The 21,904-nt window shown below is 77.2% G+C and carries 15 protein-coding genes; 12 read left to right on the forward strand and 3 right to left on the reverse strand.

Annotated features, from left to right (window positions below; genetic code table 11):
• Positions 1-67: 67 nt before the first annotated feature.
• Positions 68-700: a VOC family protein gene (locus IE326_RS34560; RefSeq protein ID WP_190044392.1), complete on the forward strand. Its 633-nt coding sequence runs from the start codon at positions 68-70 to the stop codon at positions 698-700.
• Here IE326_RS34560 and IE326_RS34565 read toward each other — a convergent pair.
• Positions 669-1,142, reverse strand: coding sequence for a DUF3291 domain-containing protein (locus IE326_RS34565; protein ID WP_190044393.1), 474 nt, complete (start codon positions 1,140-1,142; stop codon positions 669-671). The two genes, IE326_RS34560 and IE326_RS34565, sit on opposite strands and share 32 nt — an antisense overlap.
• 31 nt (positions 1,143-1,173) lie before the next feature.
• Positions 1,174-1,938, reverse strand: a complete 765-nt coding sequence (locus IE326_RS34570) for a helix-turn-helix transcriptional regulator (protein WP_190044394.1) — start codon at positions 1,936-1,938, stop codon at positions 1,174-1,176.
• Between the two features lie 147 nt (positions 1,939-2,085).
• Between IE326_RS34570 and IE326_RS34575 the strand changes: the two genes are divergently transcribed.
• The 6 genes from IE326_RS34575 to IE326_RS34600 all read left to right on the forward strand — a co-directional run bounded on the left by IE326_RS34575 (position 2,086) and on the right by IE326_RS34600 (position 15,319).
• Positions 2,086-2,943, forward strand: a complete 858-nt coding sequence (locus tag IE326_RS34575; RefSeq protein WP_150233440.1) for a DUF4132 domain-containing protein — start codon at positions 2,086-2,088, stop codon at positions 2,941-2,943.
• On the forward strand, positions 2,940-7,925 hold the full coding sequence (locus IE326_RS34580) for a DNA-binding protein (protein WP_444545382.1): 4,986 nt from the start codon (positions 2,940-2,942) through the stop codon (positions 7,923-7,925). The genes IE326_RS34575 and IE326_RS34580 overlap by 4 nt, the downstream gene beginning before the upstream one ends.
• A gap of 302 nt (positions 7,926-8,227) precedes the next feature.
• Entirely contained in the window at positions 8,228-9,382 is a 1,155-nt protein-coding gene (locus tag IE326_RS34585) for an ATP-binding protein (protein WP_190044395.1), read from the forward strand.
• The gene (locus IE326_RS34590; RefSeq protein WP_190044396.1) at positions 9,379-12,900 is read left to right on the forward strand and encodes a vWA domain-containing protein; all 3,522 of its coding nucleotides are present in this window, start codon (positions 9,379-9,381) and stop codon (positions 12,898-12,900) included. Before IE326_RS34585 ends, IE326_RS34590 begins: the two co-directional genes overlap by 4 nt.
• Positions 12,897-14,789, forward strand: coding sequence for a hypothetical protein (locus tag IE326_RS34595; RefSeq protein WP_190044397.1), 1,893 nt, complete (start codon positions 12,897-12,899; stop codon positions 14,787-14,789). Before IE326_RS34590 ends, IE326_RS34595 begins: the two co-directional genes overlap by 4 nt.
• Positions 14,790-15,025: 236 nt before the next feature.
• Positions 15,026-15,319, forward strand: a complete 294-nt coding sequence (locus tag IE326_RS34600; protein WP_150233449.1) for a hypothetical protein — start codon at positions 15,026-15,028, stop codon at positions 15,317-15,319.
• 45 nt (positions 15,320-15,364) lie between these two features.
• Here the strand turns inward: IE326_RS34600 and IE326_RS34605 are convergent, their stop codons facing one another.
• The gene (locus IE326_RS34605; RefSeq protein ID WP_150233451.1) at positions 15,365-16,105 is read right to left on the reverse strand and encodes a GntR family transcriptional regulator; all 741 of its coding nucleotides are present in this window, start codon (positions 16,103-16,105) and stop codon (positions 15,365-15,367) included.
• A 201-nt stretch (positions 16,106-16,306) separates the two neighbouring features.
• On the opposite strand from IE326_RS34605, the gene IE326_RS34610 reads away from it, so the two are divergent.
• The 5 genes from IE326_RS34610 to IE326_RS34630 all read left to right on the forward strand — a co-directional run bounded on the left by IE326_RS34610 (position 16,307) and on the right by IE326_RS34630 (position 21,886).
• Positions 16,307-17,470, forward strand: a complete 1,164-nt coding sequence (locus IE326_RS34610) for an ABC transporter substrate-binding protein (protein ID WP_190044398.1) — start codon at positions 16,307-16,309, stop codon at positions 17,468-17,470.
• Positions 17,467-18,366, forward strand: coding sequence for an ABC transporter permease (locus IE326_RS34615; protein ID WP_190044399.1), 900 nt, complete (start codon positions 17,467-17,469; stop codon positions 18,364-18,366). Before IE326_RS34610 ends, IE326_RS34615 begins: the two co-directional genes overlap by 4 nt.
• Positions 18,354-19,199, forward strand: a complete 846-nt coding sequence (locus tag IE326_RS34620) for an ABC transporter permease (RefSeq protein WP_190044400.1) — start codon at positions 18,354-18,356, stop codon at positions 19,197-19,199. Before IE326_RS34615 ends, IE326_RS34620 begins: the two co-directional genes overlap by 13 nt.
• Complete coding sequence (locus tag IE326_RS34625) at positions 19,196-20,257, forward strand: ABC transporter ATP-binding protein (protein WP_190044401.1); 1,062 nt, start codon at positions 19,196-19,198, stop codon at positions 20,255-20,257. The genes IE326_RS34620 and IE326_RS34625 overlap by 4 nt, the downstream gene beginning before the upstream one ends.
• 129 nt (positions 20,258-20,386) lie before the next feature.
• Positions 20,387-21,886, forward strand: coding sequence for an HAD-IA family hydrolase (locus tag IE326_RS34630; protein WP_268983059.1), 1,500 nt, complete (start codon positions 20,387-20,389; stop codon positions 21,884-21,886).
• Positions 21,887-21,904 lie beyond the last annotated feature (18 nt).

The raw sequence follows: 21,904 nt of genomic DNA on the forward strand, positions 1-21,904 counted from the left end.
CTCTTCCCGCGCACCCGCGCGGCTTCCACACTGTGCGGGGACACCGCCGATCTCCGAGGGGGACGAGATGCTGACCGGGATCGTGATCGACGCGGGGGACACCGCACGCGTGGAACGCTTCTGGCGGGAGGCCACGCGGGGCCGGACGGGCGGCCTGCGGCTGCGGTTCGCCGCGACCGGGGAGCCGAGGACGGCGCGCAAGAACCGGATCCACCTGGACCTGGCCGGGGGGCCCGAGTGGGAGGCCGAGGTCGCGCGGCTGCTCGCGCTCGGCGCGACGCGGGCCGACATCGGCCAGGGGGACGTGCCGTGGGACGTGCTGGCCGATCCGGAGGGCAACGAGTTCTGCGTCCTGCGCCCGGGGCATCCCGGGGTGCTCGCCGACTCCGGCCTGGTCGCGGTCTGCCTCGACGTCGCCGAGGAGGACCTCCGTGCCCAGGCGGCCTTCTGGGAGTCCCGCACCGGATGGCACGCGGCCGAGCACCACGACCGGTGCACCCGGCTGCGCCGGACGCCCGCCGACCCGGTCGCGCTGGTGATGGGCCCGCCCTCGGCCCCGAAGGAGGGCCGGAACCGGATCCGGCTCGAAGTCGCCCCTCATGAGGGCGGGTCCGGGGACTTCGGCGGATGCGGGGAGTTCCTCGACGTCGGCGGGAACGAGTTCCACGTCACGCCCCGGCGGCCCCGGGCGCCTCGGTGAAGGAGGCGAAGGTGAACGCGCGGGACGACGGTCCGTGCGCACGCAGGTCGGCGAGCCGGTCCAACGCCTCGCCGACCGTGGGGAGATGACCGGCGGGGACCCACCAGAGCACCAGGTGCGCCTCGACGTGCCGCTGGAACCACTCGCGGCGCCGCCGCATCACCTCCAGGTGGCCGCTGCGGTAGGCGAAGTCCCACAGGGCGTCCCGGGTCTCCCACACGCTGAGGTTGACGATGACGTTCTCGCCCGCCGGGCGCAGGCCGGTGGCGTCGGGCGTGCCCTCCTCCACGAGGCGCCACACGAAACCGGGGGCGGCGTCGGCGGCGGCGTTGACCGGGTCGAGCAGCTCGACGAACGGCGCGGTGCGCGGGTCGTCGAGGGGGTGGCGGAGGGTGGCCAGGTTGAGCTGGGCGAGGTGGAAGGCGTGCGCGGACGGGATCATGCCCTCATCCCAGCATGGCGCCTTTTCTATGTCAATCTTCGTTGTTTTTAGAAGGCTCGACGACGTTCTCAGAAGGTTCGACGACCACGCAGCACTCCCCCGGCCGGGCGTCCATGCGGGCGCGGACGGGGCCGTCCGTGCCGAGCAGCCCTTCGAGCAGCGCGAGGTTCATCCCGCAGACCAGCGGCGGGAAGCGCTCGGAGACGGCGTGGAAGGGGCAGTTGCGCATGCGGACGACGGCCGTCTCCCCCTCCGTCACCTCCTGGGCCCCTTCGCCCCCTTCGGCTCTGTCGACTCCTTCGGCGCCTTCGGCTCCTTCCGGCCCGTCGCCCCTTTCGAGGTGGGGTTCGTACCCTCGGGCGGCCAGCATCCGCATGGCCTCGGCGAGGTCTCCGCAGGGCGCCTCCGCGCCGCGCAGGGCCTCGCCCCGGCGGCGCGCCGCCTCGTTGAGCAGGTCGTCCAGACCGGCCTGTTCGGCGGCCTCGGCGAGCAGTTCGGCGGCGGTGCGGTAGTCGCGGCCGGGCAGCGACACCGACCGCTCGGCCCGCGCCCGCGCGTACACCTTGGCCGGGCGGCCCGCCCCCGGTCCCGAACGGCCCGTGAGGCGGCGGCTGCCGCTCTCCAGCAGCCCGGCCTCGGTCAGCTTGTCCAGGTGGTGCGCGGCGAGCGTGCGGGCCACCCCGGTCGCCTCGGCGGCCTCGTTGCGGCCGACCTCCCGGCCCTGCGCCGCCACGTACTCGTAGAGGCGGCGGCGCACCGGGTCGCCCAGTACCGCGATCGCGTCGATGTCCTTCATCCGAGCATGCTAATGACCTGCGGGGGAGGGCCGGGAGCGCGTTGTCAGTGGGGCCGCATAGATTCCTCCTCATACCGCAGTCCGGGGTGACGAGCCCCTGGTTCGGGCTGCGCGGACGAGAGACGTACGGGTGGAGGGGCGCGGCTGATGGCGTGGCTGGATGCGGGTGAGGGGTACGAGGTCACCCTCGACGAGGGCGGACGGGTGGTCGCCCGCCGGTCCGGGGGGCGGCAGTTGAAGACCGTCCCGAAGGCGCTTCGGGACGATCCGGGGGTCGACCGGCTGCGGCGCCTGGCCGAGTGGCTGGACCGGCACGCGGACGCGTGCGTGGCGCAGGTGGACGCCTGGATGGTGTCCTCGCTGCCGGTGCCGACCGCGCTGATCGCCCGGGTCTGGCCGGACGAGGCGTGGCGGTCCGCGCTGCGCGACATGGCCGTCGTCGGGGACGACCCGGACGAGGTCGGCTTCCTGCGGGACGTGTCCGAGGACGGCGGGCTGAAGGTCGTCGACCTCGACGGCGAGACGGTCCGGATGGCGCCGCGCACGGTGACCGTGCCGCACCCGGTGCTCCTCCCCGACCTCGACGACGTGCGGGAGTTCGCCGCCGAACTGGGCATCACGCAGCGCGTGGAGCAGATCCACCGCGCCACCTGGACGCGCCCGGAGGCGTTCGCGGCGAACGCGACGGAGGTGCGGGACTACGCGGGCGGCAAGTTCGCCTCCCGCTTCGGGCTCGCCGCGCGGGCCACCGGCCTCGGCTACCGGGTCTCCGGCGGCTACGCCACCTGCAAGGTGCGGGACGGCGGCCGCGGCACCGAGGCGTCGGTGTGGATCGGCGAGCCGTACTGGGACGGGGAGTCGGAGACCGGCGGACTGGGCTGGCACGACGACGAGGGCCGCGCGGTGCGGCTCGACGAGGTCGGACCGGTCGCCTGGTCCGAGGGGATGCGCATGGCCGCCGCGCTCTACGCCGGCCGCACGATCGAAGAGGGTGGGAACGCGTGACCGGCACGACCGCTACGAACGGCACGACCACGGTGGACGGCACCGCGAACGGCACCGCCGGCGGCACGACCGCGGCGGACGGCGCCGCGCTGCTCGACGCCGGGGCCGTGCTCCCGGTCGGCACCGCGGGGGCCGGACCCGCCGCCGTGGAGCTGACCGCGCGGACCTACCGCCACCCGGTGCTCGGCGAGGACCGGGTCGTGGTGCGGCTGACCGCCGCCGAGCTCGGCGCCGCCGAGGACCTGGCCGCGGGCTTCCTCGGCCTCGAACCCGCCGCCGAACCGGTCGTGGTGGGCCTGGGCCGGCGTCAGGAGCTCGGCTTCCCCGAGTGGGTGCTGGTGCACCACCCGGAGGACGGCCACCACGCGCTCGCCGTCGTGCCCGAGCTGGACCGGCTCGCGCGGCAGGCGAAGACCAAGCCCAAGGCGGCGCTCGACGCCTGCCTCGAACTCGCCGGCCGGCTCGCGGCCTCCGTCCCCCACTTCCTGCCCGTCTTCTACGAGCAGTCCGCGCGGATCTTCCTCGCGGTGGAGAACACCACGTACGCGGGGCAGCTGTTCGGCCGGGCCCGCACCAGCGAGGCACAGCACGGGCTGCCCGTCGACGAGGACCGGCTCGACGCCGTGTTCCTGGAGTTCGCGCTCGCCGGCGCGCTGCCGGTGAAGGTGCTGTCCGGGTACGGCAAGGAGCTGTCGGCGCGCCTGGCGCCCCAGGAGGCGTACGAGCGGTTCCGCCGCCTGTGCGTGCGCCGCACCGCCGGCGGGCTCGCCCCGTCCGCGCAGGCCGCCACCGAGCTGCGGCGGCTCGCCCGCGCGGCGGGCCTGCCCGCCGCGGAGGCCGAGCAGGACCACCTCGCCGAACTGCTGCCGCTGCCGGCCACCCTCCGGGCGGCGACGGGCTGGTGGAAGGCGCAGCGCGGCGCGCTCGTCGCCCTGGCCCGGCGCGTGCCGGCGGTCCGCGGCACCCTGCTGACGCTGACCCCGTCGTCGGACGACGGCGCCCTGAGCGAGCTGTGGCTGGAGATCCTCGCGGAGTCCGGCGCGGAGGCGGGCCTCGTCGACGCGGACCTGCCCGCAGAGGAGCGGTGCGCCGACGGCGCCGACGGCTGGCTGGAGCGCTTCCACGCCGCCCGGCACCGCGGCTGGGGCCCCCGGCCGACGCCGACGGCGCTGCTCGACCTGGTCGAGCGGGCGGCGGACCGGATCCGGGAGGGGCTGGCGGCCCGCCCCGAGGGCCGCCGCGAGGTGCGGATCGGCATCGAGGACGCCAACCTGCTGGACCTGCTGCTCGCCCTGGACATCCCCGTCACCGCCCCGGCGCCCGAGAAGGAATCGGGCGGCCGGCGGTACGGCGTCTCGCTGGACCTGACGGACTGGCACAACTCCGAGCGGCCCCGGGACCTGGCCGCGCTCGCCGCCGACCCGCGTTTCCACCGGGCCTTCGACCGGGGCGCGGACTCCTTCAACGGCGGCGGCCACGGCGAGGACGTGATGCGCCGGCTGGCCGGGGCGGCCGGCGGCCGCGAGCTGCTGGCCCGCTGGACCCGCGCGGTCGCCCGGAAGTCGGTGGCGGCCGGACTCCCCGGCCTGCCGGACGCCCTGTCCACCCTGTCGTGGCTGCCGTCCGAGGCGCTGGCGCTCGCGCCGGACGAGGTGGCCGCCGCGGCGGGCGCCGACCTCGGCGAGACGCTGGCGCGGACCCTGCGCGGCGGGCTGTGGGAGGAGCTCGGGTGGCCCGAGTGGGAGCGGGCGGTGGCGGAGCTGTCGCCGGGCCGGTCCGACGCGGAGGGACTGACCGTCGCCGAGGCGTGGCCCTACCTGATCGTGGCGAACGCCACCCAGGCCCGGGTCATCGGCGCGGACTCCACCGTCCTCGTCCACGACCTGCGCGTCCCGTCCTCCGCGTCCTCGGTCCGCAGCCGCGGCTTCCACTACGTGGACGGCGCCCTGTTCGTGTTCTGGAGCGCGTACGGCAGCGGCACGGCGCAGGGCTACTGGCACACCGCGCCCGACCGGCTGGTCACCCTCGACGAGAACGTCAATCACTGGTCCCTGCGGTCCGGTCAGGTCAGCCTCCCGCTGCCCGGCGGCGGCCGCACCACCGGGCGCGGCGTGCTGCACCCCGGCGACAGCCGCCTCCCCCAGGAGGCCGCCGTGATCTCCGACGGGACGTCGTACTGGGTGTACGAGAACGGCGGCGGCACGGACGAGAGCGGCTGGGTCGAGTACGACCCCGCCGAGGGCGCCTACGGGCGGCGCTCGCAGCCCGGCTTCCTGGCCGACGCGCTGCGGCCGCACGGCCCGGACGCCGTGCTCGGGGCGTTCTCCTCCTGGCTGCGGCCCGCCCCCGCCGTGGAGGGCTCCGTCCTGGGCGCGCCCGTCGACGGCCTGCTGGGCTGGCGCGTGGTCCGGCTGCCCGGGAACGGCTGGCACGCGGACGACCTCGCGGGACGCACGGTGACCCTGCCGGAGGGGGCCCAGCTGCCGCTCGCGGCGGTGGCCTTCCCCGGCGACGACCGCCCGCGCGCCCTGAGCCGGGAGTGGCGGACGCTCGCCCTCACCGACCCGGACGGCGTCGTCACGCTGACGAGCGAAGGCGGACGGAACGACCTGTTCCGCACCGCGTCGTCGCTGCTCCCGCCGCTCCCCTTCCTGTACGCGCTGCGCGCCCGCGACCCTCGGGGCTCGGCCGCGCTGCGCGCCGCCGACGGCGGGACCACCGGCACGCTGCTGAAGGCGGCCGCCGCCACGCAGCGCGTGGAGGACGTCGCGGCCCTCGTGCGCGACGCGTTCCCGGCGCTGACCGCGCCCGAGCTCGTCGCCGGCGTGGTGAAGGCGCTGGGCTTCGCCGTCCGGCAGCAGAAGGCCCTGGACGCGGTCGCCGCCCGTCTCGACCCGGCGGGCGCGCCCGTCGCGGAGCGGGCCGGGGGCCCGGCCGACCGGATCCTCGCCCAGGCGCTCAACGGCGTGGTGGGCTCCGGCTACTACCGGTGGGGCTCCGACGCGGACGTCTCCCACCAGTACCTGGAGCAGCTGGCGGCGGTGACCGGCGACACCGACGCGGTGGCCGTGCCCGGCCGCCTCCACTTCGACCTGCCGTCGCTCCCCTGGTCCGGGCTGCCGTTCACCCCGCTCCTCGACCGGCCGGCCGCGCTCGCCTACCGGGCCGTCGCGCCCGGCACCGACCCCGGCCACCGCGACGCGCTGCTCGGCCTGCTCCGGAGGGCCGACGCCCTCGGCCTGCTGTCGGCGGCCGGATCCGCCGACCGCTGGCGGCGGGTGCTGCTGCACCTGGCGGAGCCGCATCTGACCGCCCCGGACGGGCAGGCGCGGAACACGTCGCACCGCAGCGTGGTGCCGCTCGGCGGCGGGGCCGCCCTCGGCCTCACCGAGCACAGCGACAGCGTGCCCGACGGGCGGGAGTTCGGCGCCCTGCTGTACGACCCGAGCGGGCGCTTCGAGGTCCCGGGGCCGTACGCGGTGCGCGGCAGCGGTCCCGTCGGCGACCGCGGGCGCGGCGCGGACTGGGCGGCGGCGTTCCTGAAGGAGGCGGAGGCGCAGGGCGCGGCGCCGTTCCCGCCCGGGGCGGCCGAGGAGTTCGGGCGCCTCACCGGGGCCTCCCGGGCGCTCGCCGGGCTCGTTCTGACCGGCATGCCCCAGGTCGACAGCCACGAGAACAACTTCCTGCCCGTGGAACTGCGCAAGACCCTCGGCCTGAAGGTCGCCGAGGCCGCGCAGGCCCGGGACGAGCTGCGGGCCCTCCCGGTCGAGGTGCGCCAGGAGGTCGTGGCGGCGCTGCTGCCCGCCGACCCGGCGCGGCTGTGGACCGAGGGCCCGGACGTGGCGGCCGCGGCCGAGGTGTGGAACGCGCGCGTCGGCCGCCGGGTGCCGGTTCCCGACTGGCTGACGGCCGAGGCCGCGCGGGCGGTGCGCGGCGGCTGGCCCGCCCCCCGGGCGCTGGCCGCGGTGCTGGACCCGGCGGGCTCCCCCGAGCTGGGCACGGACGTGGCCTGGCGGATCGAGCGGGACCGGCCGGAGCCGGCGGAGCCCGCCGAGGCGCCGTTCACCGGCACCGTCCTGACGGGCGCCGTGAGCCTGCTGGCGTGGCTGGCGCACCGCCTCCCGGCGGGCGAGCCGCTGCGGGCGGCGCTGCCGGGCGCGCTGACGGCCGTGCGGCAGCGGCTGGCCTCGCCCGACCTGCTGGTCGCCGTCGGGCGCTACACCAGCCTGGCGGAGTTCCGGAGGGTGGCGGGCGCCCCCACGGAGACGGCCCCGGACCACGAGCGCTACGGGGCGGTGCTGATGGCCACGCACGACGGGCAGCCGCTGCCCGCGGTGCGGACGTCGCTGCTGGACTCCACCGGCTCCGACCCGTACCTGGTGGCGCTGCGCGACCCCGATCAGGGGCCGACGGCGGTCGAGACGGCGCTGCGCCGCTGCCACGACCCGGCGTTCGCACGGCTCCTCGCCGATCCGGGCGCGCCCGCGGCGGGCGCGCCGGACGGGGACGGGACGTGGTGGCCGCAGGACCCCTCGCGGTCGGTGCCCGCGCTGGTGGCGGAGGCGGCGCAGGCGCACGGCCTGGGGGCCGACGCCGCGGCGCTGTACCTGATGCTGCTGGCCCTGCCCGACCCGACCGACCGGAACACGGCCCGATGGACGGGGTGGAAGCCGGCGCGCCTGAAGGCCGCGCGGGCCGAACTCGCCGCCACCGACCTGGTGGTGTCCGCCGTCCGGGCCCGCGCGGGACGCTCGCTGTTCCTGCCGGGCGCCTGGGCGGAGCAGCCGTCGCCCGGACTCCCCGTCGAGCAGTGGAAGCTGACGCTGTTCGGCCTGCCCGCGAGCGGCCGGCCCGTCCTCGGGCCGCTGGTGCCGACGGAACCGGTCGCCGAGCTGTACGCCCGGGCCTGGCGGCGGATCACCGACGGCGACCTCCCGCGCTTCGAGGAACTGAAGGTGAAGCGCACCCGCCGGCGCCGCTGACCGGCCGTGCCGTGCGCGGCGGACCCGGCGCCCCCGGAGACGGGGCGCGCCGGGCCCGGCGCACGGCGGGGTTCCCGGCACGGCCCGCCCTGCCTCCGGGCCCACCCGTCCCGGGCCGTGCCCACACCGCGCGGGACGGGGCCGCTCCTCCGGCACCCACCGTCCTGGAACCCGCGGCCCCGGGGGCCCGCGCCTCCGAGGCGTCCCGGCCCCCTCCCCGTGCCCGATCACGCCCCCTCCCCCGCTGCCCCCGTCCGTCTTCCCTCCCCGCCCGCTCCCCCTCCCTCCCGAAGGAACCGCGCATGACCGTCACCGAACAGTCCGTCCCCGCCCGGCAGGTCCGGCCGGCCGAGGAGCGCCACGCCGCCGAACTCGCCTTCCTCGCCGCCCAGGACCCGGGTCCCCGGCCGCCCGGCTGGCTGCTCACCCCCCGGGCCGTCGTCACCTTCGTCTGCGGCAGCGCCGGGGTCGAGCTCGCGCTGCCGGAGCGGCGCGAGGGGCTGCCCGCGAAGCTGGCGATCAGCCCGAAGTTCGTCGGCGAGCGGGCGCTCGTGGAGCGGTGCGTGGTCACCCTGGCCGGTGAGCGCGGACTGCTCCTGACCGGCGAGCCGGGCACCGCCAAGTCGATGCTGTCGGAACTGCTCGCCGCGGCCGTCTGCGGCACGAGCGCCCTCACCGTCCAGGGCACCGCGGGCACCACGGAGGACGCCTTCCGGTACGGGTGGAACTACGCCCTGCTGCTCGCGCAGGGCCCCACCCCGCAGGCCCTGGTCGACTCCCCGGTGCTGTCCGCGATGCGCACCGGCCGGGTGGTGCGGGTCGAGGAGATCACCCGCTGCCTGCCCGAGGTGCAGGACGCCCTGGTGTCGCTGCTGTCCGACCGCCGGGTCACGGTCCCCGAGCTGACCGCGACGGAGGACGCCGTGGTGAGCGCGGCCCCCGGCTTCACGGTGATCGCGACGGCCAACCTCCGGGACCGGGGCGTCTCGGAGATGTCGGCCGCGCTCAAGCGGCGCTTCAACTTCGAGACCGTGGACCCGATCGCCGACGCCGACGCCGAGGCGACCCTGATCCGGCGTCAGGCGGTCGCGGCGGTGCGGCGGGCCGGGGCGGAGTTCGGGGTCGACGACGCCGTCCTGGACGCCCTGGTGACGGTCTTCCGCGACCTGCGGTCGGGCCGGTCCACCGAGGGCTGGGACGTGGAGCGGCCGGGCACCGTCATGTCCACCGCCGAGGCGGTGCAGGTGGCGGCCTCGCTGGGACTCTCGGCGGCCTACCTGCCCGGCGGCGACGTCCTCGACCTGCTCCCCGGCCACCTCCTCGGCGTCGTCCGCAAGGACGATCCGGCCGACCACGCCCGGCTGCTCGGCTACTGGGACGGGCCGGTCCGCCGCCGCGCGGAGACCGGTTCGGCCATGTGGCGCCGTCTCTGGGACCTGCGCGGGAGCCTGCGGTGACCGTCCCCGACCCCAGGGCGGCCGTCGACGCGCTGGCCGCGTCGCGCGCCCCGTACCTGCTGGGCGTGCGGCACCACAGTCCGGCGCTCGCCGCCGTGGTGCCCGCCCTGCTCGACGCGGCGGACGCCGAGGTGGTCTGCGTGGAGCTGCCGCCGGACTTCCGGCCGTGGCTGGAGCACCTCGCCGACCCCGAGACGGTCGCCCCGGTCGCCCTCGCCGGGACGGGCGAGGGCGGACGACTGGCGTTCTACCCGTTCGCGGACTTCTCGCCGGAACTCGCGGCCGTACGGTGGGCCCGTGACCGGGGCGCCGAGGTCGTCTGCTGCGACCTGCCCCTCGGCGACCCCGGCTGGTCGGCGGGGGCGGAGGAGGTCCCGGCGGAAGGGGAGGAAGCAGGGGCGGGAACGGGCCCCGGGCGGCGGCTGTTCGCCGACGCGCTGACCGCCGCCGGCACCGGCCGGGACGGGGACGACCTGTGGGACCGGGCCGTCGAGGTGCTCGCCCCCGGGTGCGCGCCCGAGGCGGTGCGCCGGGCGGCGCTCGGCGTGGGCTGGGCGCTGCGCGCCGACGCCGTCGTGCCCGCCTCCGACCTGGCGCGCGAGGCCCGGATGCGCCGGGTGATCGCGGCGGCGGGCACGGGCGGGAAGCGGGTCGCGGCCGTGGTCGGCGCCTTCCACGCCCCCGCGCTGGCCCCGGCCCCCGACGGGACGGCCCCGGGGGACCTCGACGGCGCACCGGCCGAGGGGGCCGTCACCTCCTTCGTGCCGTACTCCTTCGACCTGCTGGACTCCCGGTCGGGCTATCCGGCGGGCATCCGCGATCCGCGCTGGCAGCAGGCCGTGTTCGAGGCGGGCGGCGTGCCGGAGCGGCTGCGGGACGCGGCCTCGGCCGCCCTGACGGGGCTGTGCCGGGAGCTGCGCCGCGCGGGCCACACCGCCGGTACGGGCGAGGCGGCCGAGGCGCTGCGGCTCGCCTGCGACCTGGCCGCCCTGCGCGGGCTGCCCGCCCCGGGCCGGGGCGAACTCCTGGAGGCCGTCACCACCGTGCTGGGGCAGGGCGAACCGCTCGGCCGGGGCCGGGCCCTCGCGCGCGCCCTGGAGGCCGTGTTCGTCGGCACCGTACGGGGCAGGCCGACCCCGCACGCGCCCCGGTCCGGCCTCGGACCGTCCGTGGAGGAGGAGCTGGCCCGGCTCCGGCTGCCCCGCCCGGACGAGCCCGAGCCGCGCGAGGTGCGGCTCGACCCGCTGCGGTCGCCGCTGGACGGGCGCCGCGAGGTGCTGCTCCAGCGGCTCCTCGTGATCGGCGCCTCGTACGGCGAGCCGATCGCCGTGGCGGCGACCGGGGACGGCACCGCGCTGGGCACCAAGTGGCGGCTGGCGTGGACGCCTTCGGTGCCGGCGCGGCTCGACCTGGCCGGGGCCCGCGGGGTGACGGCCGCGCAGGCGGCGGCGGGCACGCTGGGCGAGACCGCGCGGCGGGAGGCCGCCGAGGGCGGGCCGACGCCGGCGCAGGTGCTCGCGGGGCTCACCGCCGCCGCCCGCTGCGCTCTTCCCGAGCTGGTCAAGGAGCGGCTGCGGGAGGCGGCGTCGGTGCTGCCCGACGCGGCGGACCTGCCCGAACTCCTCACCGCCCTGGACCTGCTGGAGGGCCTGCGGCGCGGGCACTTCCCGGGCGCCGGGCCGGAGGCGCGCGAGGCGGCGGGCGCGCTGACGGGCGAGCTCCTGGAGGCCGCCGTGCGCGCGCTGCCGGGACTCGCCGGGAGCGACGCGCCCGCGGACGCCGCGGCCCTGGTCGCGCTGGCCGACCGGACGGCGGCGCGGCAGCTGGGGCTGCGGATGGACCGGGCGCTCGCCGACCTCGCCTCGGACGGTTCGCCGCTGGTCCAGGGCGCGGCCCTCGCGGTCCGCGTCCTGCTGGACCTCGATCCGGCCGCCGGGCTCGGGGAGCGGGCGGCGGGCTGGATCGACGGCGCCACCGGCCCCGAGGCGCGCCGGGCGCTCGCGAAGCGGCTGGCCGGTCTGCTCACCGCCGCCGGGCCGCTGCTCCAGATGTCCCCGGACGCCCTCGGGCCGCTCCTCGACCGGGTCGGCACGCTGGCCGACCAGGACTTCCTGGACCGGCTGCCGGCGCTGCGGGGCGGTTTCGACGCGCTGTCGCCGGCCGCCCGGGACCGGCTCCTCGCCACGGTCACCGAACGGCTCGGCGACCGGCTCGACCTCTCCCTGGACGCCCCGCCCGAACTCCTCGCCCTGTGGGCGGCGGCGGACGCGGCGGGCCTGGCTGCGCTGAAGGACCTGGCGCTGCCCGGCGCGGCGGCCGGTTCCGTACCGGAGTCGCGGGCGCCCGCCCCCGTACCGGCGTCCGGCGGTGCCCCGGTGCCACCGGCGGCGGAGCACGGGATCGGGGCCGCCGACCGGTGGCGGCTGCTCCTCGGCAGGCACCGGGAGCGGCTGGGCGACCGGGCCCGCCGCTACGCCCACGCGCTGGACGAGCTGTACGGCCACGGGCGCGGCGAGGGTTCCGACGGGCTCGACGGCGGGGCGGCCGGGCGGGGCGGCGGGCAGGAGGCGTCGTTCCCGACCGCCCGCGAGTGGGCGGAGGAGCTGGAGGCCCTGTTCGGGGCCGACGTCCGCGAGGAGGTCCTCGCGGACGCCGCCGACGCGGGCCGCTCCGACGTGCTGGCGCAGCTGGACCCGGCCGCCGTCCGGCCCTCGGTGGAGCTGCTGTCCTCGGTGCTGTCGCTGGCCGGCGGCATGCCGGAGGCGCAGCTCGCGCGGCTGCGGCCGCTGGTGAAGCGGCTCGTCGACGAGCTGTCGAAGGAGCTGGCCACCCGGGTGCGTCCGGCCCTGTCGGGGCTGTCGTCGCCCCGGCCCACCCGGCGCCCCGGGGGGCGCCTCGACCTCGCCCGGACCCTGCGGGCCAATCTGGCGCACACCCGGCGGCTGGACGACGGGCGGGTCGTGGTGGTCCCGGAGAAGCCGGTGTTCGGCACCCGGGCGGGCAAGGAGGCGGACTGGCGGCTGATCCTCGTGGTCGACGTGTCCGGCTCGATGGAGGCGTCCGTCGTCTGGTCGGCGCTGACGGCCGCGGTGCTGGGCGGCGTGCCGACGCTGTCCACGCACTTCCTGGCGTTCTCCACGCAGGTGGTGGACCTCACCGACCGGGTGGAGGACCCGCTCTCCCTGCTCCTCGAAGTACGGGTCGGCGGCGGCACCCACATCGCCGCGGGTCTGGCGCACGCGCGGACGCTCGTCACCGTGCCCAGCCGCACCCTCGTCGTCGTGGTCAGCGACTTCGAGGAGGGCGGGCCGCTCTCCGGCCTCCTCGGGGAGGTCCGCGCGCTGGCGTCGTCCGGGGTGCACCTGCTGGGCTGCGCCGCCCTCGACGACGCGGGGGCGCCCCGCTACTCGGTGCCGGTGGCGCGCCGGCTCGTCGCCGCCGGGATGCCGGTGGCCGCCCTCAGTCCGCTCGCCCTCGCCCGCTGGGTCGGCGACCGCCTCCGTGGAGAAGCCCGTTGAGCACCGCATCCCTGCCGCCCGTCGCCCCCGAGGTCCTCGCCGAGGCCGTGGAGCAGTTGACCGCGCGGCTGCGCAAGAAGCTCGACGCCACCGTCGCGGAGTGCGCCGGGCGCGCCGCCGAGGGCCCGGACGGCACGGTGGAGGTGCGGTTCGGCGAGGACACCCTGGTCATCCTGCGGCCGGGGGCGTCCGGCGCGGTGACCGGACCGGAACAGGCGGTCTGCACCTGCCTGCTGGCGCCGCGCTGCCTGCACCGCGCGGCCGTCCTCGGCGCGGCGCCGATCGCGGACGGGGACGTCCTGCCCCCGGCGGGCCCGCCGTCCCCGGAGCCGCCGGTGTCGGGCCCGGTGGCGGCGGGCCCGGTGGCCGCCGGGGCCGTCGCCGAGTCCCGGCCGGAAGCGCCCGGCGTACCGGAAGCGCCGGAAGCACCGGGCGTACGGGAAGCGTCCGAGGTGCCGGGGACGTCGCCGTCGCCCGCGCAGGTCGACGCCGGGGCGGCGCTCTGGCGGGCCGCGGCCGAGGCCCTCGCCGCGGGGGTCACGGCGGGCGGGACGGTCGTGCAGGCCGAGCTGCTGCGCGCCGCGCACACGGCGCGGCTCGCGGGGCTGCCGCGCGCCGAGGCGGCCGCGCTCGCCGTCGTACGGGGACTGCGGACCGCGCGCGAACAGGGGCGGGAGCAGCGGCTCTCCGACCTGACGGCCGCCTTCCGCGAGCTGCTCGCCGGGGCGGTCCTGCTGGCCTCGGGCACGGCGGGGGCGGCGGCGGGGCCCGGGCGCCGCGCCTACGAGCAGGGCGGCGCGCTGCGGGTGCTCGGGCTGTGCCGGGAGCCGGTGCTCTCCGCGACCGGCTACGGCGGGGTGACGACCCATCTCCTCGGCCCCGGCGGCGTCTTCCACATCCTGTCCGACGTGCGGCCGGGCGGCCTCGCCCGGGCCAAGGGGGCGGGCACGGCGTCGGTCGCGCTCGGCGGGGGCGTGCTCGACCACGCCGGGCTGGCGCGCGGCGGCCTGCTGATCGCGGGTGCGACGGTCTCGGCCGACGGGCGGCTCGGGGCCGGGAGGGACGTCCGGGCCACTCCGGTGCGGGGCGCGGACTGGTCGGAGGAGCCCGTCGCCGCGCTCTTCGCCCGGCCGGTGCGGGAGGCCGTGACGGCCGTGCTCGACGCGGCGGAGCCCCGGGGCGGGGCGGCGCCGCTGCTCGGCTGCGACGTGGAGGTGCTCGGCGCGGCCGGCGACCATCTGGCGGTCCGGGTCCTCGGCGGCGGTCCGGTGGTGCGGCTGTGCGTCGCCCATCCCCACCCGGAGCTGCCGCACACGGCCAACCTGCGCCGGATCGGCGGCTTCCCCGGTCTCGCCCTGCGCGTCCTGGGCCGCCCCGACCCGGAACGGGCGGCGACGCTCCGGCCGCTGGCGGTGGGCCCGGTGCCGGGCGCGGCGCACTCGCTGCGGCTGCCGGAGGAGTGGCGGGGCCGCGCGGACCTGGGCTACGACCGCCTCCAGGGCGACCACTTCCCGCGTCCGGCGCCGGACGCCGCACCGGACGGCGTCGCGGGCGCCCCGGTCCAGGCCGGTCCCGATCCGCTGGCGGACGCGCCGCTGTGGCGGGTCCGGCGGCTGCTGGAGACCGGTGTCGCGGGCGGGCGGCGGGCCGTCGCCGAGGCCGCGCGGGGAGCGGACCGGGCCGCCCTGCCGGTGCCGCTGCGCCGGGCGGGCCTCACCGTGGCCGCCGACCTCGCGGAGGCCCTGGCCGCCGAGGCGGACCGCAGGCCGCGGGACTCCTTCGGCCGGCTGAAGGACGCCTCCTCCGACGCGTACGCCCGCGCGTGGCTGGCCTCGGCGGTCCATCTGCACGCCGCCGAGCGCTCCTTGGTGACGGCGTCCTGGTCCTGAGTGCGCCCGCCGCCCCCGATCCCGGGGGCCGGCGGGCGTGCTCCGGATCCACGCGGCGCCCCGGCCCGTCACGCGATGGGGTGGATCGCGGCGGCCGGGGGACGAGGGTCCGGCCCAGGTCAGGGGTCCGGCCCGGGTCGGGCGGGCGTCTCCCGTCCCGCGGGGTCCCGGCGGGACGGGATTAGCCTCGCGGCACCGTCGCAGCCAGGCGGCGGACCGAGACAGGGGGCATCCTCATGGCCGTCATCGTCACCTTCGAATTCCCGGGCGCCGGGCAGGAGCTCTACGACGCCGTCATCGACCGCGTGACCGGGGGCCGGGGCTTCACGCGGTTCGCCGACCTCGGGGACCCGGGACTCATCTCGCACGCGGCGGGGCCGGTGGACGGCGGGTTCCGCGTGACGGAGGTGTGGGAGAGCGCGGAGGCGCTGGAGAAGCACGCGCAGACCTTCGGTCCGATCCTGGCCGACCTCGGCCAGGTCGACGTGCGGCCGACCGTCGTCCCGGCGCACCACGTCGTCGTCCGGTAGGGCGGCGCCGGGCCGGCGGCCGCCCACCGGCCGGCGGCCCGGCCGTCAGCCGGCCGTCGTGCGGACCAGCGGGTTGTGGCCGATCGCGTTGTGGACGGTGAAGCTCACCGCGTCGGGGCGGTAGCGGTCGTCGGACCACTCGACGGGGCGTCCGTCGTGGGTGGTGGTGACGCGGCGGACGCGGAGGAGGGGGCTGGTGCGGCGGACGGCGAGGAGGGCGGCGTCCCGCGCTCCGGCGGCGACCGCGTCGATGACGTGCTCGCCGTGCGCGAAGACCAGGCCCGTCTCCTCGTGGAGGCGCTGGGTGACCGAGGCGCAGTCGGGGTCGAGGGGTTCGACGGCCGGGGAGATCCAGTCGGCGTAGACGGTGCGTTCGACCAGGACCGGTTCCCCGTCGAGGCCACGGACGCGGAGCACGTGGAGCAGGGGGGTGTGCTCGGCGAGGTGCAGCCGGGCGGCGTCCTCCGGGGTGGCGGGGCGGTACTCCTGGGCGAGGACGCGGCCGGTGGCCTCGCGGCCCATGGCCTGGGCCCACTGGGCGAAGCTGCGCAGTTCGGCGAAGCTCTGGCTGCGGTGGCCGGCCAGGACCACGCGCCGGGCGCCCTGGCGGGAGCCGATGAGGCCCTCGGCGGTGAGGGCGGCGACGGCCTGGCGGACGGTGCCCCGGGAGACGCCGTGCCGGGCGGCGAGTTCGGTCTCCGCGGGCAGCCGGGCGCCGACGGGGTACTCGCCCCGCCGGATCGCCCGCCGCAGCTCCGTGGCGATCTGCTCGTGGCGCGCGGTCATCGCTGGTCCCCTCCTCGGTGTGCCGTGTACACAGGAGAGGAAGGGTAGTGGAAGCCGTGCATGGCTGAAAAGCACTGCCAATGTGCAGGAGATCGCGGGTGACCGTTCCCTTTTCGTTCACCCCCGCGCCATCGGCGCCGGGCGTACTGGGGCCGACTTGTTCAGACAAGTCGAGAACCCGACCCTCTTCCTGGAGCTTCCGTGCCCGTCCCCGCGCACCTCCCGAGAAACGCCGTCCTCGGCGGTTCCCTCGCCCTCCTCGCCGCGCTCGCCCTCACCGCCTGCGGCGCAGCCCCCGAGACCGCCGGCACCACCGCCGACGGCAAGAACGCCGCCACCGCCACCTCCGCCGCCGGCTTCGGCGGCATGGACGCCCTGATCGCCGCGGCGAAGAAGGAGGGAAAGCTCCACGCGATCGCGCTGCCCCGCGACTGGGCCAACTACGGCGCCCTCATCGACGGCTTCCGGCAGAAGTACGGCATCGAGGTCGAGGTCGAGAACCCGGACGCCTCCAGCCAGGACGAGATCAACGCCGTCACCTCCCGCAAGGGCCAGGACCGCGCCCCCGACGTCCTCGACCTGGGCAGCTCCTTCGCGCTCACCGCCGCCCAGCAGGGCCTCCTCGCCCCGTACCGGGTGACCGCCTGGGACGACATCCCCGAGGGGCAGAAGGACCCGGAGGCCCGCTGGTACAACGACTACGGCGGCTACGTCTCCATCGGCTGCGACGCGAAGCGCGTCAAGAACTGCCCCACCACCTTCAAGGACCTCCTGAAGCCGGAGTACAAGGGCCAGGTCGCCCTCAACGGCAACCCCACCAAGTCCGGTTCCGCGTTCGCCGGCGTCTTCGCGGCGGCCCTCGCCCGGGGCGGCTCCTTCGACGACATCCGGCCGGGGCTCGACTTCTTCGCCCAGCTGAAGAAGAACGGCAACTTCACCCCCGTCGAGTCCACCCCGGCCACCGTCGAGAAGGGCGAGACGCCCATCAGCATCGACTGGGACTACCTGAACGCCGGATACGCCCAGGAGTTCGCGTCCAAGGGCCTCGACTGGAAGGTCGCCGTCCCCACCGACGGACGCTACGCCCAGTACTACTCGCAGGCGATCAACAAGGACGCCCCGCACCCGGCGGCCGCCCGCCTGTGGCAGGAGTACCTCTACAGCACCGAGGGCCAGAACCTGTGGCTGAAGGGCTTCGCCCGCCCGGTCCTGATGCCCGCCATGGAGAAGGCCGCCACCCTGGACCGGGCCGCCGCCCTCAAACTGCCCGCCGTCTCCGGCGTGCCCTCCTTCCCGGCCGAGGCCCAGCAGGCCGGGGCCAAGAAGGCGCTCGCCGAGGGCTGGGGCGAGGCCGTCTCCGGATGACCGCCTCCGCGACCGTCGCCGTCGCCGCCGGGCAGGCCCCTGCCCGGCGGCGACGCCGCCGCTCCCCCGCCCCGCTCGCCGCCGTCCCGCTGCTCGTGTTCACCGCGATCGCCTTCGGCGTGCCCGCCGCCGCCATGCTCGACGGCGCCCTCACCACAGGGGATCCGGCCACCGGCGCCACCGCGTACGGCACCGGGAACCTGACCGCCTCCCTCCAGGGGGCCTACCGCACCGCCCTGCTCGGCAGCGTCGAACTCTCCGCGACGGCCGCCGGACTGGCCGCCCTGCTCGGGCTGCCGCTCGCGCAGGCCGTCGTCAGCTCCCGCTCCCGCGCCCTGCGCGAGGCCGTGCTGACCGCCTCCAGCGTGCTCGCCAACTTCGGCGGCGTCCCGCTCGCCTTCGCGTTCGTCGCCACCCTCGGCAACTCCGGCGTCCTCACCCGGCGGCTGGGCCTCGCCGAGCACGGCTGGAGCCTGTACAGCTTCTGGGGCCTGGTCCTCGTCTACCTGTACTTCCTGGTCCCGCTCATGGTGCTCACCATCGCCCCGGCCCTCGACGGGCTGCGCACCCAGTGGCGGGAGGCCGCCCGCAACAACGGCGCCACCACCCTCCAGTACTGGCTGCACGTCGCCCTGCCCGTCCTCGCGCCCAGCCTGCTCGGCGGACTCGTGCTGCTCTTCGGCAGCGCCTTCGCCGCGTACGCCACAGCCGCCGCGATGGTCGGCAGCACCGTCCCGCTCGTCACCCTCCAGATCTCCGACGCCCTGTCCGGCAACGTCCTCGTCGGCCAGGAGAACGTGGCGCTCGCCCTCAGCCTCGACATGGTCGTCGTGGCCGGGCTCGTGATGGCCGTCCACCTCCCCCTGCAACGCCGGAGCTCGCGATGGCTGGACTGACCCCCCTGACCCGCGCCTGGCGCCCGGCGGTCCTCGGGCTCGCCGGCCTCTACTTCCTGGTGCCGCTCGCCGCCTCCGTGGTCTTCACGGTCGACGTGCCGGGCCGGGGCCTCACCTTCGACGCGTACACGCGGATCATCGGCACGGAGGGCTTCCTCACGAGCCTGCTGCTCTCGCTCGGGCTCGCCGCCGCCACGATCGCCGTCGTCCTGCTGCTGCTGGTGCCCGCCGCGGTCGCCCTGCGGCTCGGCGCGCCCCGGCTGCGGCCGGTGGTGGAGGCGGTGTGCTCGCTGCCACTCGTCGTGCCGCCGATCGCCTTCGTCGCGGGCATCGGCACCGTCCTGAAGTGGGGACCCGAACACCTCTCCCGCACGCCCCTCTTCCAGACCTTCGTCGCCCTGCAGAACCCGGACTTCCCCGTCGTCCTCGTCCTCGCGTACGCGGTGATGGCACTGCCCTTCGCCCACCGCGCCCTCGACGCGGGCCTCAGGGCCGTCGACGTGCGCACCCTCGTCGAGGCCGCCCGCAGCTGCGGGGCGGGCCCGGTGCGGGCCCTGGTCACGGCGGTGCTGCCGAACCTGCGCGGGGCGCTGATGAACGCGGCCTTCCTCACCCTGGCCCTGGTCCTCGGCGAGTACACGGTCGCCCAGCTCCTCGGCTTCCGGCCCTTCGCCGTGTGGATCGTGAACGTCTCCGGCTCCCAGGCCCAGATGTCCGTGGCCGTCTCCGTGCTCAGCCTCCTCGTCACCTGGGTGCTGCTCCTGGCCCTCGCCGGGGCCGGGGGCCGCACCCCCGGCGCCCGCCGCGCCCGTACCGCCAAGGGAACACCATGACCCCCACCCCCACCCCCACCGCCGCGACCGTCGAGTTCCGCGGCCTGCGCCGGACGTTCGGGACGACCACCGCGCTCGACGGGCTCGACCTGACCGTCGCGCCCGGCGAACTGCTCGCCCTGCTCGGCCCCTCCGGCTGCGGCAAGACCACCGCCCTGCGGATGCTCGCCGGCTTCGAGACCCCCGACTCCGGGTCGGTGCTCGTCGACGGCCGGGACGTCACCCGGGTGCCCGCCCACCGGCGCGACGCGGGCATGGTCTTCCAGTCGTACAGCCTCTTCCCCCACCTCGACTGCGTCGACAACGTGGCCTTCGGACCACGCATGCGGAAGACCGGGAGGGCCGAACGACACAGGCAGGCGGCCGAGTTGTTGGAGCTCGTCGGGCTCGGCGACAAGGGCGACCGCTATCCGCACCAGCTCTCCGGCGGCCAGCAGCAGCGCGTCGCGCTCGCCCGCGCGCTCGCCCTGCGCCCGCGCGTCCTGCTGCTCGACGAGCCGCTGTCGGCGCTCGACGCCAAGGTGCGGCTGACCCTGCGCGACGAGATCCGCCGCATCCAGCGCGAACTCGGCATCACCACGCTCTTCGTGACGCACGATCAGGAGGAGGCGCTGTCGACGGCCGACCGGGTCGCCGTGATGCGCGGCGGACGGCTCGAACAGTGCGCCCCGCCCGCCGAGCTGTACGGGCGGCCCGCGACCGCCTTCGTCGCCGAGTTCGTCGGCACCATGAGCCGGATCCCCGGCCGCCTCCACGGCGGCACGGTGGAGGTGCTCGGACACCGGCTGCCCGTCGACGGCGAGGCCCCCGCCGCGCGCGAGGTCGACGTGCTGGTCCGCCCCGAGGACCTGCGGGTCACGGCGGACGGCGCGTGCTCGGCCCGGATCGTCGCGACGGCCTTCCTCGGCGCGACCACCCGGCTCACCGTGCGGCTCGCCGACGCCACCGAGGTAAAGGCCGACCTGCCCACCCACGAGGCCGCCGCCCTCGCGGCGGGGGACGCCGTGACGGTCGCCCCGCGCGAGCGCCCGGTCCTCGTCGCGGCCCGCCCGGCCTGAGACCGCGTCCCACACGGCCCGGGACCACGGCCCACCCGACCCAGGACCGCACCCGCCCGGCCCGGGGCCACGGCCCGCCCGCCCCGGGACCGCGCCCCGTACCCCACGGAACAGAGGAAAGAGAACCGCGTGACCACTCAACTCCCCCTGCAAGCAGTCCTGTTCGACATGGACGGCACGCTCGTCGACACCGAGGGCCTGTGGTGGGAGGCGGTGGAACGGGTCGCGGGACGCCCGCTGACCGAGGCCGACCGGCCGGAGGTCCTCGGCCGCCCGGTCGAGCACACGGCGGCCTGGCTGGCCTCGGCGCACACCGGCGGCGGGCCGGACGCGACCGGAGGGCCCTCCGCCGACGGGCTCGCGGCCGCACTCCACCGGGAGTTCGCGGACCGGGTCCGCGCCGGGGTCGTCCCGCGCCCCGGGGCGCTCGCGCTGCTCGCCGCGCTCGCCCGCGACGGGGTGCCGACCGCCCTGGTCACGGCCTCGCCGCGGGCCGTCGCGGACACCGTGCTCCGGGCCCTGGAGGCGCTCGGCGCACCGGAGTTCGCGGTGGCGGTGACGGCGGACGACACCGTCCGCACCAAGCCCGAGCCCGAGCCGTACCTGGCCGCCTGCCGTGCGCTGGGGGTCGACCCGGCGCGCTGCGTGGCCGTCGAGGACACCCCCACCGGGGTCGCCTCGGCCGAGGCGGCGGGCTGCGCGGTCCTCGCGGTCCCCTCGGTCGTCCCGATCGGCGCGGCTCCGGGGCGGACCGTCCTGGACGGGCTGACGGAGGTCACCCCGGAGCGCCTGCGGGCGCTGGCGGGCCGCCGTCTCACCGTCATGAGCTGGAACCTGTGGCTCGGCGGGACGATGGTCGACGACCACCGGGTCAAGCAGCTCGCCGCGATCCGGGCCTCCGGCGCCGACGTCGTCGGACTCCAGGAGACCGGCGGCGCCGCGGCCGGGGAGCTGGCCGCGGCACTCGGCTGGCACCACCACCGCGCCGGCGAGAACCTCGGCCTGCTCAGCCGCCACCCGGTCGTCGCCCGCCTCGGCGATCCGGACGTCGGCTTCTACGGCGCGGCGGGCGTCCGTCTCCTCGTCGACGGGGAGCGGGAGGTGGACGTGTGGACGGCGCACCTCCGTCCCGCCCCGTACGGGCCGTACGGGGCGGCCTTCGAGGGACTGCCGGCCGACGGCCTGGTCGCGCACGAGGGTGCCCGGCTGGCCGAGGTGCGCGACGTCCTGCGGCGGATCGCGGAGGCCGCGGGCGGGGAGCGGCCGGTCGTCCTGGTCGGCGACTTCAACGCGCCCTCGCACCTGGACCGGTCCGACGCCGCCTGGCCGGTGACCCGGGCCGCCGAGGAGGCCGGGCTGCGGGACTCGTACCGGGAGGCGCGCCCCGATCCCGTGCGGGACCCGGGGCACACCTGGTCCCCGGTCCACCCCGTCCACCCGGAGGAGGGCGGCCGGCGGGGGCGCCCCGAGCCGCAGGACCGCATCGACTACGTCCTGCACAACGGCCGCGGACTGCGCGTCCTCGCCTCCCGCACGCTCGTCACCGGCACGCCCGCGCCGTGGCCGGACGTCGCCGCGAACGCCTGGCCGTCCGACCACGCCGCGGTGGTCACCACCTTCGCTTTTTAGGGCTTTTCTGGCAATTCT

Source organism: Streptomyces filamentosus (genome assembly GCF_014654895.1).
In the GTDB taxonomy this organism is placed as follows: Bacteria; Actinomycetota; Actinomycetes; order Streptomycetales; family Streptomycetaceae; genus Streptomyces; species Streptomyces filamentosus.